The sequence below is a fragment of the Actinomadura rubrobrunea NBRC 15275 genome (assembly GCF_001552235.1).
Taxonomy (GTDB): domain Bacteria; phylum Actinomycetota; class Actinomycetes; order Streptosporangiales; family Streptosporangiaceae; genus Spirillospora; species Spirillospora viridilutea.
Window position 1 is genome coordinate 50,414 of record NZ_BCQU01000010.1, and the last position, 16,864, is coordinate 67,277.

General features: G+C 73.0%; 14 protein-coding genes. All 14 read left to right on the plus strand.

From position 1 onward, the window contains the following. Window positions 1-174 precede the first annotated feature (174 nt). The 14 genes from AR3_RS04945 to AR3_RS05015 all read left to right on the plus strand — a co-directional run bounded on the left by AR3_RS04945 (window position 175) and on the right by AR3_RS05015 (window position 16,828). On the plus strand, window positions 175-1,569 hold the full coding sequence (locus AR3_RS04945; protein ID WP_067909088.1) for an Asp-tRNA(Asn)/Glu-tRNA(Gln) amidotransferase GatCAB subunit A: 1,395 nt from the start codon (window positions 175-177) through the stop codon (window positions 1,567-1,569). Between the two features lie 143 nt (window positions 1,570-1,712). Beyond that, on the plus strand, window positions 1,713-2,354 hold the full coding sequence (locus tag AR3_RS04950; protein WP_083950952.1) for a TetR/AcrR family transcriptional regulator: 642 nt from the start codon (window positions 1,713-1,715) through the stop codon (window positions 2,352-2,354). A 342-nt stretch (window positions 2,355-2,696) separates the two neighbouring features. Then, complete coding sequence (locus tag AR3_RS04955; protein WP_067909091.1) at window positions 2,697-4,283, plus strand: SMI1/KNR4 family protein; 1,587 nt, start codon at window positions 2,697-2,699, stop codon at window positions 4,281-4,283. 1,039 nt (window positions 4,284-5,322) lie between these two features. Next, window positions 5,323-5,946, plus strand: a complete 624-nt coding sequence (locus AR3_RS04965) for a CGNR zinc finger domain-containing protein (protein WP_169803786.1) — start codon at window positions 5,323-5,325, stop codon at window positions 5,944-5,946. A 27-nt stretch (window positions 5,947-5,973) separates the two neighbouring features. Next, on the plus strand, window positions 5,974-6,771 hold the full coding sequence (locus AR3_RS04970) for an alpha/beta fold hydrolase (protein ID WP_067909100.1): 798 nt from the start codon (window positions 5,974-5,976) through the stop codon (window positions 6,769-6,771). Between the two features lie 444 nt (window positions 6,772-7,215). After that, on the plus strand, window positions 7,216-7,995 hold the full coding sequence (locus tag AR3_RS04975; protein ID WP_067909103.1) for an IclR family transcriptional regulator: 780 nt from the start codon (window positions 7,216-7,218) through the stop codon (window positions 7,993-7,995). A gap of 12 nt (window positions 7,996-8,007) precedes the next feature. Then, window positions 8,008-8,928 carry an alpha/beta hydrolase gene (locus AR3_RS04980; protein WP_067909106.1) on the plus strand — a complete coding sequence of 307 codons (921 nt, stop codon included), beginning with the start codon at window positions 8,008-8,010 and terminating at the stop codon, window positions 8,926-8,928. A 14-nt stretch (window positions 8,929-8,942) separates the two neighbouring features. Continuing rightward, window positions 8,943-9,590 carry an ABC transporter permease gene (locus AR3_RS04985; RefSeq protein WP_067909109.1) on the plus strand — a complete coding sequence of 216 codons (648 nt, stop codon included), beginning with the start codon at window positions 8,943-8,945 and terminating at the stop codon, window positions 9,588-9,590. Further along, window positions 9,583-10,584, plus strand: coding sequence for an ABC transporter ATP-binding protein (locus AR3_RS04990; RefSeq protein WP_106258537.1), 1,002 nt, complete (start codon window positions 9,583-9,585; stop codon window positions 10,582-10,584). The genes AR3_RS04985 and AR3_RS04990 overlap by 8 nt, the downstream gene beginning before the upstream one ends. Further along, entirely contained in the window at window positions 10,581-11,333 is a 753-nt protein-coding gene (locus AR3_RS04995) for an ABC transporter permease (protein WP_067909112.1), read from the plus strand. The genes AR3_RS04990 and AR3_RS04995 overlap by 4 nt, the downstream gene beginning before the upstream one ends. A 25-nt stretch (window positions 11,334-11,358) precedes the next feature. Next, window positions 11,359-12,324 (plus strand): glycine betaine ABC transporter substrate-binding protein, encoded by a 966-nt coding sequence (locus tag AR3_RS05000; protein WP_067909115.1) that lies wholly within the window; start codon window positions 11,359-11,361, stop codon window positions 12,322-12,324. Further along, window positions 12,321-13,151, plus strand: a complete 831-nt coding sequence (locus AR3_RS05005; protein ID WP_067909118.1) for a carbon-nitrogen hydrolase family protein — start codon at window positions 12,321-12,323, stop codon at window positions 13,149-13,151. Before AR3_RS05000 ends, AR3_RS05005 begins: the two co-directional genes overlap by 4 nt. Before the next feature lies 1 nt (window position 13,152). Beyond that, complete coding sequence (locus AR3_RS05010; protein WP_067909121.1) at window positions 13,153-13,974, plus strand: DUF6282 family protein; 822 nt, start codon at window positions 13,153-13,155, stop codon at window positions 13,972-13,974. 10 nt (window positions 13,975-13,984) lie between these two features. Next, on the plus strand, window positions 13,985-16,828 hold the full coding sequence (locus AR3_RS05015; protein WP_067909124.1) for an FAD-binding and (Fe-S)-binding domain-containing protein: 2,844 nt from the start codon (window positions 13,985-13,987) through the stop codon (window positions 16,826-16,828). The last annotated feature ends 36 nt before the right edge of the window (window positions 16,829-16,864 follow it).

Genomic DNA, 16,864 nt, shown 5'->3' on the forward strand with positions numbered 1-16,864 from the left:
CCCAAGAGGCGGCCCGAGGGGCGCTGCGGGCGGGGCTCCCCCTGCCGGACGACCGACATGAAGCAGTGGCCAGGACAGCCGCCCACATCCACTCCGTGATCAGCACGTTGCGCGAGCTCGACTTCGGAGAGACCCCTCCCGCGTCCTCCTACCGAGCCGGACGGGAGGACGCCGATGCAACCGTTTGAGCTGTCGCTGTTCGAAGCCTCCCGTGCGGTGCGCGCACGCGAGCTGTCCCCCGTCGAACTCACCGAATCGGTGCTCGCCCGTATCGCCGCCGTCGAAGGACGGCTGGGCGCCTACGTCACCGTCGCCGCCGACGCTGCCCTGGCCGCGGCCGCCCGCGCCGAACGGGAGATCTCCGAGAGCGGCCCGCGCGGGCCGCTGCACGGGATCCCCATGGCCCTCAAGGATCTGATCGACGTAGCGGGGATGCCCACCACGGCGAGCTCGCGCGTCCGTGCGGGGCACGTGGCCGAACGCGACAGCCGGGTGGCCGAACTGCTCGGCGCCGCCGGGGCCGTCCTCCTGGGCAAGACCCACACGCACGAGTTCGCCTACGGCCTGACGACTCCGCGGACGAACAACGCCTGGGACCAGAGCCGGGTCGCGGGCGGGTCGAGCGGCGGCTCGGCGGCGGCCGTCGCCGCAGGCACGGCGACGTTCGCCATCGGCACGGACACGGGCGGTTCCATTCGGGTCCCCGCGGCACTGAACGGCGTGGTGGGCCTCAAACCCACCTACGGCCTGGTCCCGCGAACAGGTGTGACCTCGCTGTCCTGGTCCCTGGACCATGTGGGCCCTCTGGCCCGTACTGTCCAGGACGTCGCGCTGGTGCTGTCGGCGATCGCCGTCCACGACCCGCGCGACCCGGCGAGCGTGCCCGCCCCCGAGCCGGACGCCTTCGCGGGAGGCGGCGACCTGCGGGGGCTGAAGGTCGGCGTACCGCGGAACCACTACTTCGACCGGGTCTCGCCCGAGGTCGAGGAGTCCGTGCGCGGCGCGATCGAGCGGCTGGCGGAGCTGGGGGCGGAGCTGGTCGACGTCGAGATTCCGATGGCGCGTTACATCCAGGCTGTTCAGTGGGGGCTGATGGTTCCCGAGGCCACGGCGTACCACGAGCGGTCGCTGCGAGCCGTCCCCGACCTGTACGCGGCGGACGTCCGCGTCCTGCTGGAGGCCGGCGCACTCACCTCGGCGGGCGACTACCTGCGCGCCCAGCGGGCCCGCACCATGATGCGAGACGCCTGGGCTCGCATGTTCGATGGGATCGATGTCCTCGCCGCACCGACGGTGCCGATGACCGCCGTCGAGAAGGGGCGGGAAGCCGTCGAGTGGGCCGACGGCACGACCGAGACCGTGTCGGACGGCTACGTCCGTCTCTGTGCACCCGCGAACATCACCGGTGTTCCGGCCCTCACCCTGCCGGTCGGTCACGACGGCGCCGGACTGCCGATCGGTATGCAGCTGATGGCGCGTCCCTTCCACGACGCGACCGTGCTGCGTGTGGGCCGCGTCTACGAGGAGTCCGTGGCCGGCGCGGGACGGCTTGCTCCCCTCGCCGCCTGAGAAGAGGCGGACGTTCCAGCCGGCATGCGGTCGCGTCGCCGCGGGGGCGTCCGCCGTACTCGGGCATTCGGATGCACAGCCCTGCGGGTCACCCGACACCGACCACCGTCTTGAAGCAACAAATGCGCATTAAGGTGGACCGCATGAGCCCGAGGCCCATGGTCCGCCCCGGCGGGCGCAGCGCGCGCATCCAGGAGTCCGTTCATACGGCGGTGCGTGAGCTGCTCGAGGACGTGGGCCGCGAGGCGCTCACGGTCCCGATGGTGGCCGCTCGGGCGGGCGTGACCCCCTCCACGATCTACCGTCGTTGGGGAACCCTGCAGGAACTGCTATCCGACGTGGCCGTCGAACGGCTGCGCCCGGAAGGCGAGCCGCCTGATCTCGGAAGCCTGCGGGCCGATCTCGACGCGTGGGCGGAGCAGTTCCTCGACGAGATGGCCTCGCCGCCCGGGCGCGCCTACATCCGGGACGCCCTGGTCGGCGACCCCGATGGCACCAATGCCGGTCAGTGTTCGGCGTACGCCGCGGAGCAGATCGACACCGTGTTGGCCCGTGCGGCGCAACGGGGGGAGCCGGTGCCCGACCGGGAACTGGTGATCGACCGCGTCGTGGCGCCGATCATGTACCGCATCCTCTTCCGCCCCGGCCGACTGGACGCCGCATACGCCCGCGAGCTCGTGGCGAACGCCCTGTGCACCGTGGAGATCGAGCCCGGGCCCCGGGCCGTCGAGCACACGGGGAACGAGCCGTCAGCAGCTTCCGGCCGAGACGATCGCCGACCGTGATTCTCGCGGTGGTCGCCGGGCGCACGGCTACCGCGGCGCCGCTCCAGGCGACGCGCCACCGGGCCTCAGGTCGCCGTTGAGTTGCCGCGTCCGTCTGCTGAGGCACCCGTACGGATGGACACAGCGACACCGATAAGACCTTCCGAACAAATGCCCGGCGGCATCCCTCAGCGTCCAACAATTCACGAAGGTCCCACGGGGCCGGAACCGGTGGTGCCCGCGCATCGTCCGTGACGAGAGGTCAGGGATGTCGTCTCGCCCTATGGGCTGCAAGGAGCGTTGATGCCCGCTGAACCGGATCCGCGCTTGAACCGTCTGTTCCCCTCCATGGCGAGGAGCGTCTTGGCCGCTGCCCCGGCCGAGTGGAGCCGTGCCGTCTACAAGGTGGAGGCGACCCCAGGCTGTAGCTCGACGAGCCTGACCTACGACACCGCGGACGGCCGGATAGGCCGCACAGCCGACCTCGACGACGAGGTGGTGATGACGCTCATCAACCTGGTCGGCGAGGACGACGCGGGCTTCGACATCGAACTGACGGTGCGGCCGGACGGCGACTACGAGGCGGCCGTGTCGATCCGCGAAGACACTGGACTGGTCGCCAAGGATCGGGGCTACTTCTCCATCCTCGATCCGGGGCACCGCCCGCCGCCCTACCGCGGATCCGAGCCTGATGAGACGGGGCCGCGCGACCCCTCGGAGGCGGGCGATCCCGACGAGGTCGGACGGCTCATCCGCGAATACCTGTCCCGGGTGTACGCGATATTCGGCAAGCGTCTGCGCACCGACGAGGAGCGTCCCGACAGCCCGGCGGACATTCGGCGGCACCTCGACGCCCTGGAGCGCCGCACGGGTGTGACGCTCCCGGCCGATCTGCGGGCCGCGTACGAACAGGCGTGGGGTCTGGACTACCGGGCGTTCTACCCCTGGAGTTGGCTGCCGCCGGATTGGCTGGACGGCGCGCTGACCAACATGCGCGAGGTCATCGGATGGTGGCCTGGCTGGAAGCTCGGCTGGAAGGAGGTGGTCTGCGACGCGAGCCCGCCCGGTGCCGTGCGGCGGGTGAAGTGCCATCCGGCCTGGATCCCCTTCTGCGACGGCCCGGATCAGAGCTATCTCGCGGTCGACATGAGCCCGGGACCCGAGGGACGGCCCGGTCAGGTGATCCTCGTCGGCCGCTCCTGGGGCGACGGGGCGGAGTACGTGGCCGATTCGGTGACGACTCTGATCCGCAACCAGCTCGCGGCGCTCGACCGGGGCGATTTCGACGCCGACGTCCAGGAGATGACGCTGTCGCTGCATGGCGAGCAGTTCGAGTTCGGCCGGGCGGAGGCGGCCCGTGAGTGGCGGGGCCAGGCCGCCGACCTCGCCCGCGACGACATCACCCCGGAGCTGCAGCGGATGTTGATCTGGCAGGGCAAGCGGGTGGACCTGGAGATGCTGCGGGACGCCCCCATGCTGCGCGAGCTGCTGGTGCACAGCACCGTCTGCGACCTCGCACCGCTGCGCGACCTGCCCCTGGAGTCCCTGCAGCTGAAGACCGCACGAACCGATCTCACGCCGCTGGCGGGCCACCCGACCCTGAGGGTGATCGCGCTGGAGACGACACTGGCCGAACCGATCGACCTGGCCCCGCTGCGCACGATGCCGGCGATCGACGGCCTGGACCTGTCCAAGGCCGGCGTGACGGGCCTGGACGCGATCGCGGAGCTGGACGGGCTGCGCTACCTGGCCCTGAACCCGGATCAGTGGCGGGAGCTGCACGAACGCATCGGCGGCCTGCACCGCCTGCCGCCGTTGGCCGCCGCCCACATCGCCCCCGCACCCTCCGACGACGTCGTGAGGCATGAGGAGGCCGTCGAATGGGCCGGCCGGCTCCCGGGCGGCGACCGCCCGCAGGTCCTGAGGTATACCGGCCGGGCCGAACGGTAGACCTGTAGGGCGGACACTCGAATCCGGCACCGTCTGCGGTGGCCGTCCCTGCGAATCTCGGCGTGGACCGCAGCACGGGCGCCAGCCGACGCCAGAATCCGCCCGTCTGGAATGCGGCCTTGACAGCCTCAGCCTGCCCGACGAGGGCCTCGACACTGCGACTGCTCCAGCAGCGTCACGGCCCTACGCGGACGCCCGCATGCTCCGCGTGGCATCAAACGCGAACCGACGAAGACCGCCGCAGGTTCCGGGGTTCGCCTGTGACCGAGCACCGGACTGGCCGGCGTGAGTACCACACCAGCAGAACCTGGCCGGTGCGGCCCCCAACCCAACGGCGGAAGGCTCAGGCAGCACGAACGCTAACGGGACAGCCCGCACGGCGGCCGAGGGTGTGCAGAGGGGCGGTGTCGTGGTTCCGCTACCGCATACCGTGTCGCGCCTAGTCCATGACCCTCGCTGTGTCTCGTCCACGCTCGACGTTGGCGCGGACCTTCCTGTTGTGGACGGCGTAGGCAGCGGAGACGCCCAGGCAGACCGCGAGCGGGACGAGCGCTGCCGCACTGGTCCACCGCCACCCGACGAGGTCGAGCATGACCCCTGCCGACAGGGCGCCGCCCGCCAGGCTCAGCATGGTGAGGCCTTCGCCGACCCCCTGGGCCAGAGAACGCTCCTCGGGCCTGTAGGACGTGGCGACCAGCGCGCTGCCTCGTGACGACGTCGACGGTCCGCCCGGTAGACGGGGCGGCCGGGCGGGGCGCGTCGGGCAGCAGTGCGGCGCGCCCCCGCGTCCCGGGGCGGGGCGTCCGCCCCGTCGGTGGCCAGCGCGTCGCAGGCGGCGAGGACCTGGCCGAGGGGCCGGGCACGACCGACGCCGCCAACGAGGCGCCCATGTACCGGCGGCGACCGGTGTACGGCGCTGGCACCGACTGGCCCGGGTTGGAACGCCTGCCGCCGGCGCCCGCAGCGCCGCGTCCAGGCTCCGACTCGTCGGCACCGCGCTCCCTCTTGAGTAACCGGTTCAATGGGATACCATGACTGCGTGGCAGGTCCAGAAGGCCAGGGCGGACGGCCCCGCGCCCGCCGGGTGACCCGGAAGATGCGGGACCTGCGTTTCGACGCGGGCGCCCCGTCGTTGAACCTGCTCGCCACGGTGGGCCGGCGCGGCGACCGGCCGGTCGAGCGTCTGGACGGCACCGAGCGGCTGGCCGAGTGGCTCCGCCGCATGGGCCTTCCGGTTTCCGCCGCACAGGTCGACGCGGACCTGCTCGACCGGATCCGCGCGTTGCGCGAGGCCATGCACGCCGTGGTCGCCGCGGTGATCGACGAGCGCGTTCCCGCGCCGGACGCGGTCGCGGCCGTGAACGCCGCCGCCGCGCGGGACGCGCCCGCCCGGCGGGTGGAGGTCCGCGACGGCCGCGTCCAGGTGCGGTGGCCGCCGGACGCGCTGTCCGGGACCGCGGCGATGGCGCTGCTCGCCCGCGACCTGCTCGACCGCCTCGGCGACGAGGAATGGCGGGCCCGGCTGCGCGTCTGCGCCGCCGACGACTGCCGAATGATCTTTGTCGACACCTCGCAGGGCCGACGCCGCCAGTGGTGCTCCATGGAGTACTGCGGCAACCGCGCGAAGGCCGCCAAGCACCGCGCCCGGGCGCAGGAGGACTGAACCGTGACGACGCCTCCCCTCTCTTACGTGACCGTCGACGGACACCGGCTCGCCCTGCGCCGCCGGGGACGGGGACGACCGGTGCTGCTGCTGCACGGCATCCCGACCTCGTCCCTGCTGTGGCGGCACGTCCAGCCCCGCCTCGCGGAGCGCGCCGACACCATCGCCGTGGACCTGCTCGGCTACGGCGAGTCCGCCAAGCCCGCCGAGCCCGCGCCGACGCTTCCGGTGCAGGCCGGGCTGCTGCACACGCTCCTGGAGCAGTGGGACCTGACGGACGTGCTGGTCGTCGGGCACGACATCGGCGGAGGGGTCGCGCAGCTGCTGGCCGTCCGCGCGCCCGACCGCGTCACCGGGCTGGTGCTCGTCGACACCGTCGCCTACGACTCCTTCCCCGAGCCGACGATCGCCCGGCTGCGCGACCCCGGCTGGGACGACCGCATCCAAAGCATCGACCTGGCCGCCGGGCTGCGGAAGTCGCTGGTCAAAGGGCTCGGCGACCCGGCCGCCGCCACCCCCGAGCTCGCCGCGATGTACGCCGCCCCCTTCGAAGGACGCGAAGGCCGCGCCGCCTACCTGCGCGCCGCCCGCGCGCTGCGCACCGAGGACCTGTCGACGGTGATGGACGAGGTGGAGCGGCTCAAGTGCCGCGTGCTCGTCGTCTGGGGCGAGGACGACCCCTTCCAGCCGATCCGCTACGGCGAGCGGCTGGCCGCCGCCCTCCCCAACGCGACGCTGGTCACCGTCGCCGGCGCCCGGCACTTCCTCCCCGAGGACCGCGGCGAAGAACTGGCCCGGTTGATTCTCGACTGGTCCCGGCTCTGATCCGGCGAGGCGCGTCCACCGGGGCGGGCGATCGTTCCGCCGGCGGTGCACCGTCAGGCGGTAGTGCGTCACATGCGCTGATGTGGCCGACCCACGCTGGGCCGGTGTCCCGCATTCCTTGCGAGCCGGAACCCGGCTGCTGTCGCAGACGACACCGGCATGTGCTCGGCTTCGGTGCTCGTCACCGTCAGGCGACGGTCGCGCACGGCTGCGTGGTGGGTGCCGTCTGCGTCGACGCAGGCGGGGGATACGGTGCCGCTGACGGGTCGCGCTCCGCGACGTGGTCGTCTCTACCAGCCGAAGCGCACCGACCTGGGCGCTCGTGGCGGAGCGGAGTCCATAACGGGGTGGATGCGATTCGTTCGCCCCGTTTAGGCGATTGCCGTTGCATTGAATGCAATAGTCCGTTGCGCGATCGGTAACGCTCCTCCACCATCGCTAGGCATGAGTGAGACGGAGCGCACATCAGCGGCCCGGCTGTTGGCGGTCCTCGAGGCGCTGAGCTGCGGCGACGGCATGACCGTGGCCGAGCTGGCGCGCACTCTCGGACGCGACAAGTCGATCGTGTCGCGGGGCCTGCGGCCGCTCGTCCAGCTGGGGCTGGTGGAACGCAGCCCGGACGGACGGCACCGGCTCGGCTGGCGGCTGTTCACCCTGGCGGCGCGGGCCGGCGACCAGCGGCTGCTGCTGCTCGCTCCGCCGGTGATGCGGCGGCTGTCCGACGTGACGCAGGAGCGCGTCCATCTGACGGTCCTGCACGGTCGCGAGGCGCTCACGATCCTCTCGGAGAGTTCGCGGCGGACCATCGAGGTGGTCGGCTGGGTGGGCCGCACGTCGCCGGTGCACTGCACGTCGTCCGGGCGGGCGCTGCTGCTCGACCATTCCGACGACGAGATCCGGGAACTGCTCGCGGACGTGCCGTTCTCGGGGTTCGGCCCGAAGGCGCCCAAGGACGTCGACGACCTGCTGCGCCGCGTGCACGAGGCCAGGCGCCGCGGCTTCGCGGTCGTGGACGGGGAGTTCGAGAAGGACCTCGTCGCCGCGGCCGCCCCGGTGCGGGACTTCCGCAACCGCATCATCGCCGCGCTCAACGTCTCGGCGCCCGCCTATCGCCTGCAGGACCGGCTCACCGCGGTCGGCCAGCAGGTCGCGGCGGCCGCGGCCCACCTCTCGCAGGCCGTCTCGTCCCGTCCATCCGGGCCGCACCGCCTGGAGCCCTGCTGATCAGGAGTACGCATGCATACGATCCCTCTGCCCTTCTTCAGCAACGGCCATCGGCTCGACGCCGACCTGCACCTTCCCGACGGGGACGGTGCGGGCGCGCCGTACCCGGTGGTGATCCCGGCCAGCGGATTCCAAGGGCTCAAGGTCATCCATCCGGAGCGGTTCGCCCGCGCGCTGACCCCGCGGGGCTACGCCGTCCTGGCGTTCGACTACCGCGGCTTCGGCCTCAGCGAAGGGGAGCGCGGCCGCCTGGTGCCCCAGGAGTGGGCCGAGGACCTGCGCGCCGCGGTCGACCGGGTCACCGGGCATGCCGACCTCGACCCCGGACGGGTGGCGCTGCTCGGCTGGGGCCTCGGCGGAGGAGCCGTCATCGCCGCGGCGGCCGACGACCCCCGGGTCCGCGCGGTGATCGCCTGCAACGGGATCGCCGACGGCTACCGGTCCACTCGGAACATGCACGACGAGGAGTCGTGGAAGAGCCTGCTCAAGCGGGTGGCCGCGGACCGCGCCCACCGCGCCGCGCACGGCCGCTCCGAGATCACCTCCCCGTGGGACATCGTCCGCCTCGACCTCGACCGGCGCACCGACGCCTACGTCGACGAGGAGCTGTACAAGGCGCCGGGGTTCGGTTCGGGCGTGACCCTGGAGTCGGCCGACTACCTGCTGCGGTTCCGCCCGGTGGACGTCGTGCACCAGATCGCGCCGCGGCCGCTGCTCATCGTGCACGGCGCGGAGAACCGGCTGCACCTGCCGGAGGAGGCGCGGGACCTCTACGAGGCGGCGGGTGAGCCCAAGCGGCTGGAGCTGCTGGAGGGCAAGGGCCACACGGAGTGGATGTTCGACGACGACCCGACCTTCCGCCGCGTGGTGGACCTCATCGACGGCTTCCTGGCCGAGGCGTTCGCGAGCGGAACCGCCGCCGGCACCGGGTGAGACGGGGCGCCGCCATGTCCTTCCTCGAGTACGTCGACCGCAACAGCGACCGGATCGCGTTCCTCACCGTGCAGCACGTGGAGGTGGTGCTCCTCAGCGTCGCGATCGCCGCGGTCATCGGTGTCGGCCTGGGCCTCGCGACGGAGCGCGCGCCCCGGGTGCGGCGGGCACTGCTGGCGGTCACCGGCACGCTGCTGACGATTCCGTCGTTCGCGTTGTTCGGCCTGCTCATCCCCGTTCTCGGGCTGGGGCTCGCACCGACCGTGGTGACGCTCACCGTGTACGCGGTCTTCCCCATCCTGCGCAACACCGTCACCGGTCTGGAGACCGTCGACCCCGCGGTCATCGACGCGTCGCGGGGCATGGGCCTCGGGTCCCGGCAGCGGCTCATGCTGGTGCGGCTGCCGCTCGCCTGGCCGGTGATCCTCAACGGCATCCGGGTGGCGACGATCATGGTCGTGGCCATCGCGGCGATCGGCGCGGCCGTCCGCGGTCCGGGACTCGGCGAGCTGATCTTCCGGGGCCTGTCCCGCATCGGCGGCGCCAACGCGTTCAACGAGGCGATGAGCGGCGTGGCCGGAGTCGTCCTCGTCGCGCTGACCCTCGACCTGTTGTTCGTTCTCATCGGCCGGCTCACCACTCCGCGAGGGCTCCATGACTGACCCCACCCCCAGCACTCCCCCGCCCGACGTGATGATCCGCCTGGAAGGCCTGGCCAAGCGCTACCCCGGCCAGTCCGCCGACGCCGTCTCGGCGCTGTCGATGGACATCCGCCGCGGGGAGTTCGTCGTCTTCGTCGGCCCCTCGGGCTGCGGCAAGACCACCACCCTGCGCATGATCAACCGGCTGGTCGAACCCAGCGCCGGGCGCATCTGGATCGACGGGGAGGACGTCACCGACGTCGATCCGGACCGGCTCCGCCGGCGGATCGGCTACGTCATCCAGCAGATCGGCCTGATCCCGCACATGACCGTCGCGCAGAACGTCGGGTTGGTGCCGAGGCTGCTCGGCTGGGACAAGGCCCGGATCCGCGACCGCGTCGACGAGCTGCTCGACCTGGTCGGCCTCGATCCGGCCGTGTTCCGGGACCGCTACCCCAAGCAGCTGTCCGGCGGGCAGCAGCAGCGCGTGGGCGTGGCCCGCGCCCTGGCCGGGGACCCGCCGGTCATGCTGATGGACGAGCCGTTCGGCGCGATCGACCCGATCACCCGGGACCGGCTCCAGGACGAGTTCCTCAAGCTGCAGGAGCGCATCCGCAAGACGATCGTCTTCGTCACCCACGACATCGACGAGGCGCTCAAGCTGGGCGACCGCATCGCGATCTTCGGTGAGGGCTCGCGGCTGGCGCAGTTCGCCACCCCGCTGGAGATCCTGTCCGCCCCCGCCGACGACTACGTCCGCTCCTTCGTCGGGTCCGGGGCCGCGATCCGCCGGCTCGGGCTGCTGCGGGTGGCCGACATCCCCGGCGGAGGGACCCCGCCGTCCGACGGCGCGGTGCGCGTCACCGAGGACCACACCGTGTACGCGGCGCTGGAGAAGATGCTCGAGTCCGGCACCGACAGGATGGTGGTCGGCGGCAACGGCCGCGGCGAGCGCTCGCTGACGCTGCGCGACCTGCTCCTCGCGGCGGCCCGCGCGAAAGGGGAGCCGCGGTGAGCGCCGCCGACACGGTGACCGTCGAGGCGGGCGCCCCGGTCCGCGGGTGGGCCCTGCCCGCCATCGCGGTGACGCTGGTGGCGGGCATGTTCGGGTATCTGCACACGGCCCACCTCGACTCGATCGAGGCGCGGCTGCTGGCGACCGACGAGATCCTCGCCCGGACGGTCGAGCACGTGCGCCTGGTGGCGGCGTCGACCGCCGCGGTCATCGTCATCGCGGTCCCCCTCGGGGTGCTGCTGACCCGCCGCCGGGCCCGGCTGCTCGCCGCCCCGGTCCTCGCGCTGGCCAACGCGGGCCAGGCGATCCCGTCCATCGGCGTGCTGGTGCTGCTGGCGATCCTGTTCGACGTCGGGTTCGCGATGGCGGTGATCGCCCTGGTCGCCTACGCCGCCCTGCCGGTGCTGCGCAACACGATGATCGGCCTGCGGCAGGTCGACCGCTCCGTCATCGACGCCGGCCGCGGCATGGGGATGAGCCCCCTGCAGGTGCTGCTGAAGATCGAGCTGCCGCTGGCCGTGCCGGTGATGATCGCCGGGATCCGGATCGCGCTCATCCTCAACGTCGGCGTCGCGACCCTGGCCACCTACACCAACGCCGGCGGCCTGGGCTCGCTGATCGAAAGCGGCATCGTCTTCAACCGCATGCCGGTGCTGATGACCGGCAGCGTCCTCACCGTCGCGCTCGCCCTGCTGGTGGACTGGCTGGCCGGTCTCACCGAGCAGGTCCTCCGGCCACGCGGCCTTTGACATCCGTCCCACGGAAGGATCGACCATGCGCACAACGCTCCGCGCCATCGCACTCGCCGCCCTGGCCGCCTTGCCCCTCGGCGGCTGCGCCCTGGGCCAGTCCCCGGGCGGCGACGTCGCCGAAGGCTCCCTGGCGTCCAAGGGCAGCCTGGACGGCGTCACCCTCACCGTCGGCTCCAAGGAGTTCACCGAACAGCTGGTGCTCTGCGAGATCACCGCCGTCGCGCTGGAATCGGTGGGCGCCCAGGTGAAGCGCAGCTGCGGGATGTCCGGCAGCAACACCGTCCGCAACGCGCTGACCGGCGGATCGATCGACATGTACTGGGAGTACACCGGCACCGGCTGGATCACCCACCTCAAGCAGACCAAGCCGATCAACGACCCCCGGCAGCAGTACGAGGCGGTCGCCAAGGCCGACCTGGCCCAGTCGGGCATCCGCTGGCTCGCGCCCGCCCCGGCGAACAACACCTACGCCATCGCGACCACCAACGAGAAGGCGGCCGAGCTCGGCGTGAAGACCATCTCCGACTACGCCGCGCTGGCCAAGAAGGACGCCAAGCAGGCCGCGTTCTGCGGCGCCGCGGAGTTCTTCGGCCGCAACGACGGCTGGCCCGGGGTGAAGAAGACCTACGGCTTCGACCTGCCCCGGTCGGCCGTCGCCGAACTCGCCCTCGGCGCCATCTACAGCTCCATCGACAAGTCGTCCCCGTGCACCTTCGGCGAGGTGTTCGCCACCGACGGCCGGATCAAGGCGCTGGGGCTGACCGTGCTCGAGGACGACAAGCGGTTCTTCGCCGTCTACAACCCGTCGCTGACGGTGCGCAAGCAGGTGATGGACCGCAGCCCGCAGCTCGCCGACATCATCGCGCCCATCTCGGCGGCGCTCGACGACGAGGCGCTGCGCGGCCTCAACGCCAAGGTGGACGTCGACGGCGAGACCCCCGAGCAGGCCGCCCGCGACTGGCTGCGCGCCAAGGGCTTCATCGGATGACGGGCAGCGCCCCGGCACTGCGGGTCGCCCTGCTGCAGACCGCGCCCCGGCTCGGCGCGGTGGACGCGAACCTGGCGGAGCTGAACCGCAGGCTCCGCCAGGCCGCCGACGCCGACCTCGCGGTGGCGCCCGAGCTGGCCACCCACGGCTACCACCTCGGCGACCTCGACGACCCCCGCGCCCTGCCCGCCGCCGACGAACGGCTCGCCGGGCTCGGCGGGCACGGCCCGGCCGTGGTCGCCGGATTCGCCGAAGCGCACCGCCATCACCGCTACAACAGCGCCGCGATCGTGGACGGCGGGCGGGTGGCGGTGCAGCGCAAGCTGTACCTGCCGACCTACCGCGACTGGGAGGAGCGCAAGCACTTCCGTCCCGGCGGCCGGCTGCGCCGCCACGACGTCCGCGGCGCCCGGGTGGCGGTGCTCATCTGCAACGACCTGTGGCAGCCGCCGCTGCCGTGGCTCGCCGCGCACGGCGGCGCCGAGGTCGTCGTGGTCATCGCCAACAGCGTCGAAAGCGAGGCCGCCGTCCCCGTCCGCAAGGCGTGGGACCTTCTCCTCGCGCACACCGCCGTCGCCCTGCAGACCTACGCCGTCTTCGTCAACCGGTCCGGCGTCGAGCGCGGCCGGCGGTTCTGGGGCGGATCGTGCGTGGTCGGCCCCGACGGGGAGACGCTGGTCAGGCTCGGCGCGGACGAGGACCAGGCCGTCGCCGACCTCGACCTCGACGCGCTGCGCGCGCTGCGCCGGCGGTGGCCGCTGCTGCAGGAGTCCCGGTTCGACCTGGTGGCCGGCGAAGCCGCGCGGCTGGCCGCCGAGGAAGAGTGACATGTTCGACTGCCATGTGCACGCCGCGCCCGACATCGTGCCGAGGATCGGGGACGACGCCGACGTCCTCGACGCCTACCGGTCGGACGGATTCCACGGGTTCGTCCTCAAGGGCCACTACGAGTCGACGGTCGGCAGGGCCCGGGCGCTGTCCCGCGGCGGCATGCCCGTCCTGGGCGGCATCACGCTCAACCAGGCCGCCGGCGGGATCAACCCCGCCGCCGTGGCGGCCGCCCTCGCCGCCGGCGGCCGCGTGGTGTGGATGCCCACGGCCGACGCGCACACCCAGGAGCGGGCCGGCCTGCCCCGGCTGTGCGACCGGGAGCGGCGGCTGGACCGCCGGGTCTTCGCGGTCCCCCCGGTCGATCCGGACGCGCAGACGGCGGCCGACCTCGTCCTCGCGCTGATCGCCGACCACGACGCCGTGCTGGCCACCGGCCATCTCAGCGGCCCGGAATGCGCCTGGCTGCTGGACCGCGCGCGGCGCTTCGGGATCCGGCGGGTGCTGCTCACCCATCCGTCCTACACGGTCCCGGCGCTGACCCCCGCCGAGATCGCCGAGCTGGCCGAGGCCGGGGCGCACGTCGAGATCACCGCCTACCAGCTGCTGCACCAGCCGGGCTGCACCGCGGCGGCGCTGGCCGCCGTCGCCCGCGCCGCCGGGGACCGCCTGGTGCTGTCCTCCGACGCCGGCCAGCCGGACTCCCCGCCGCCGCCGCAGGCGCTGCTCCGGCTCGTCGACGAGCTGGCGGGCCAGGGCCTCGACCGCGGCGCGCTCGAGGCGGCCGCGTCCACGGTGCCCGCCCGGCTCTTCCTCGCCTGAAAGGCCGACCATGTCAGCAGACTCTCTCGTCCGCGCCCTGGCCGCGGAACTGAAGGGTGAGGTCCGCGCCGACGACGCCACCCGCGCCGCCTACGCCACGGACGCCTCCAACCACCGCGTCGTCCCGCTCTGCGTCGTGCTGCCCCGCGACGCGGACGACGTCGTCCGGCTGGTCGAACGGTGCGCCGACGCGGACGTGCCGATCACGTCCCGGGGCGCCGGCACCAACACCGCCGGCAACGCGATCGGGCCCGGTGTGATCGTCGACTTCAGCAGGCACATGACCGCGGTGCTCGACATCGATCCCGCCGCACGGACGGCCGTGGTGGAACCCGGCGTCGTCCTGGACCGGCTGCGCGAGCAGGCCGCCGTCCACGGGCTGACCTTCGGCGTCGATCCGTCGACGCACAACCGGTGCACCCTCGGCGGAATGATCGGCACGAACGCGTGCGGCTCCCACTCGGTCGCCTGGGGCACCACGGCGGACAACGTCGACGAGCTCGACGTCGTCCTCGCCGACGGGTCGTGCGTGACGCTCGGCCGTCACGGCGGCCAGGGAGACGGCGCCGGGGCCGGGACGCCGCTTCTCGAAGCGCTCGCCGAGATCCGGGACGGGTGGCTGGCCGACATCCGCCGCGAGCTCGGCCGCTTCCCGCGTCAGATCTCCGGGTACGGCCTGCAGCACCTCCTCCCGGAGAACGGGTTCCACGCCGCCCGCGCCCTCGTCGGCGCCGAAGGCACCTGCGGCCTGGTCACCCGGGCGCGGGTCCGGCTCGTCCCCGCGCCGGCCGCGCGGGCGCTGGTCGTGGCGGGCTTCGCCGACGACCTCGCCGCCGCGGCGGCCGCCCCGGCGCTCGCGGCCGCCGGACCGCTCACCGTCGAGGGCATGGACGACCGGCTCGTGGCCGCCTTCGACAGCCGGCCGGGGCCGCGGCGCCGCCCCGACCTGCCCGCCGGGCGCGCATGGCTGCTCCTCGAGGTGGGGGCCGACGACCCGGCCGCCGCCCGCGACCGCGCGGAGGCCGTGCGGCGGTCCGCCCGCGACCAGGGCGCGCTCGACGTGCACGTCGTCGTCGCCCCCGCGGATCAACGCGCCTACTGGCGGATCCGCGAACGCGGCGCGGGGCTCGCCACCCGCAGCGCCGACGGACGGGAGGCATGGCCGGGCTGGGAGGACGCCGCGGTGCCGCCCGCGCGGCTCGCCGGGTATCTCAAGGACTTCCGCGAGCTGCTCGACCGGTACGGGCGGCAGGGCGTGGTGTACGGCCACTTCGGCGAGGGCTGCGTGCACGTCCGCATCGACCACGACCTGCTCAGCGAGTCCGGCCGGGCCGCCTACCGCTCCTTCCAGGAGGACGCCGCCGACCTCGTCGTCGCGCACGGCGGCTCGCTGTCGGGCGAGCACGGCGACGGCCGGGCCCGCTCGGAGCTGCTGCCGCGGATGTACGGGGAGCGGATCCGCGACGCCTTCGCGGCGTACAAGCACGCCTTCGACCCGCTCGGACGGCTCAATCCCGGCGTCCTGGTCGACCCCGCGCCGCTCGACGCCGACCTGCGCCAGACGATCAGCCGTCCGCACACGGCGGGTCTGGCGTTCGCGTATCACTCCGACGGCGGGGACCTCGGCAAGGCCCTGCGCCGCTGCGTGGGCGTCGGCGCCTGCCGCAAGCAGAGCGGCGGCGGGATGTGCCCGTCGTACCGCGCGACCCGCGACGAGCGGCACAGCACCCGCGGCCGCGCCCGCATCCTCGCGGAGATGCTCGACGGCGGCCTGTCCGCGGACGGCTGGCGCTCGGAGCACGTCAAGGACGCCCTCGACCTGTGCCTGATGTGCAAGGCGTGCAGCGCCGAATGCCCGGTCACCGTCGACATGGCCACTTACAAGGCCGAGTTCCTGCACCAGCACTACCGCGGTCGGCTGCGTCCCGCCAGCCACTACAGCATGGGCTGGCTGCCGCTGTGGCTGGCCGCCGGCCGCCGGTTCGCCCGGCCGCTCAACGCGTTGCTGGACGTGGACGCGGCGGCGGCGCTCGCCCGGCGGCTCGGCGGCATCGACCCGGCGCGGCGGCTGCCCCGGCTCGCCACCTGGTCCTTCCACCGCTGGTTCCGGCGTCGCACGAGTCCTGCGGACGGCGACCCCGTCGTGCTATGGGTCGATTCGTTCACCGCCGCCTTCGCACCCGAAATAGCCCGGGACGCGGTGCACGTGCTCGAGGCGGCCGGTTACCAGGTCGAGGTGCCGTCCCAGACACTGTGCTGTGGTCTCACTTGGGTGTCCACGGGGCAGCTCGACATCGCCCGCCGGGTCATGCGGCGCACCGTCCGCGCCCTCGACCGGCGCGCCGACGGCGACCGCCCGGTGGTCGCCTTGGAACCCAGTTGCGGAGCGGCGCTGCGCGGCGACCTTCCCGAGCTCGTCGACGGGGACGGCGCCCGCCGGGTCGCCTCCCGGATCCGCACCCTGGCCGAACTGCTCGACGGTCGCGACCTGCCGCTCCGGGCCGACCGCCCGGCCACGGCCGTGGTCCAGTTCCACTGCCATCAGCGGGCCGTGTTCGGCACCCGGCCCGACCGGGCCCTGCTCGAACGGGCCGGCGTCACGGTGCACGGCGTGGACGAGGGATGCTGCGGGCTCGCCGGGAACTTCGGCTTCCAGGCCGGGCACTACGAGATCTCGAAGACCTGCGCCGAGCAGTCCTTCCTGCCCCACCTGGAAGGGCACGCACCGGACGCGCCGGTGCTCGCCGACGGCTTCTCCTGCCGACTGCAGATCGCCGAGTTCGGGGGGCGGCGCCCCGTTCATCTCGCCCAACTGCTGCGGGAACGCATCGAGCCCAGCGGCCCTGACCGCTGAGAGCACCGGCCCGACGCCCGCGGACGCTGTCGGCGC

Bases quoted from the DNA above. Each gene is read 5' to 3' on its own strand.
- AR3_RS04945 (WP_067909088.1), top strand. From the start codon at position 175: ATGCAACCGTTTGAGCTGTCGCTGTTCGAAGCCTCCCGTGCGGTGCGC.
- AR3_RS04950 (WP_083950952.1), top strand. From the start codon at position 1,713: ATGAGCCCGAGGCCCATGGTCCGCCCCGGCGGGCGCAGCGCGCGCATC.
- AR3_RS04975 (WP_067909103.1), top strand. From the start codon at position 7,216: ATGAGTGAGACGGAGCGCACATCAGCGGCCCGGCTGTTGGCGGTCCTC.
- AR3_RS04980 (WP_067909106.1), top strand. From the start codon at position 8,008: ATGCATACGATCCCTCTGCCCTTCTTCAGCAACGGCCATCGGCTCGAC.
- AR3_RS04985 (WP_067909109.1), top strand. From the start codon at position 8,943: ATGTCCTTCCTCGAGTACGTCGACCGCAACAGCGACCGGATCGCGTTC.
- AR3_RS04990 (WP_106258537.1), top strand. From the start codon at position 9,583: ATGACTGACCCCACCCCCAGCACTCCCCCGCCCGACGTGATGATCCGC.
- AR3_RS05000 (WP_067909115.1), top strand. From the start codon at position 11,359: ATGCGCACAACGCTCCGCGCCATCGCACTCGCCGCCCTGGCCGCCTTG.
- AR3_RS05005 (WP_067909118.1), top strand. From the start codon at position 12,321: ATGACGGGCAGCGCCCCGGCACTGCGGGTCGCCCTGCTGCAGACCGCG.
- AR3_RS05010 (WP_067909121.1), top strand. From the start codon at position 13,153: ATGTTCGACTGCCATGTGCACGCCGCGCCCGACATCGTGCCGAGGATC.
- AR3_RS05015 (WP_067909124.1), top strand. From the start codon at position 13,985: ATGTCAGCAGACTCTCTCGTCCGCGCCCTGGCCGCGGAACTGAAGGGT.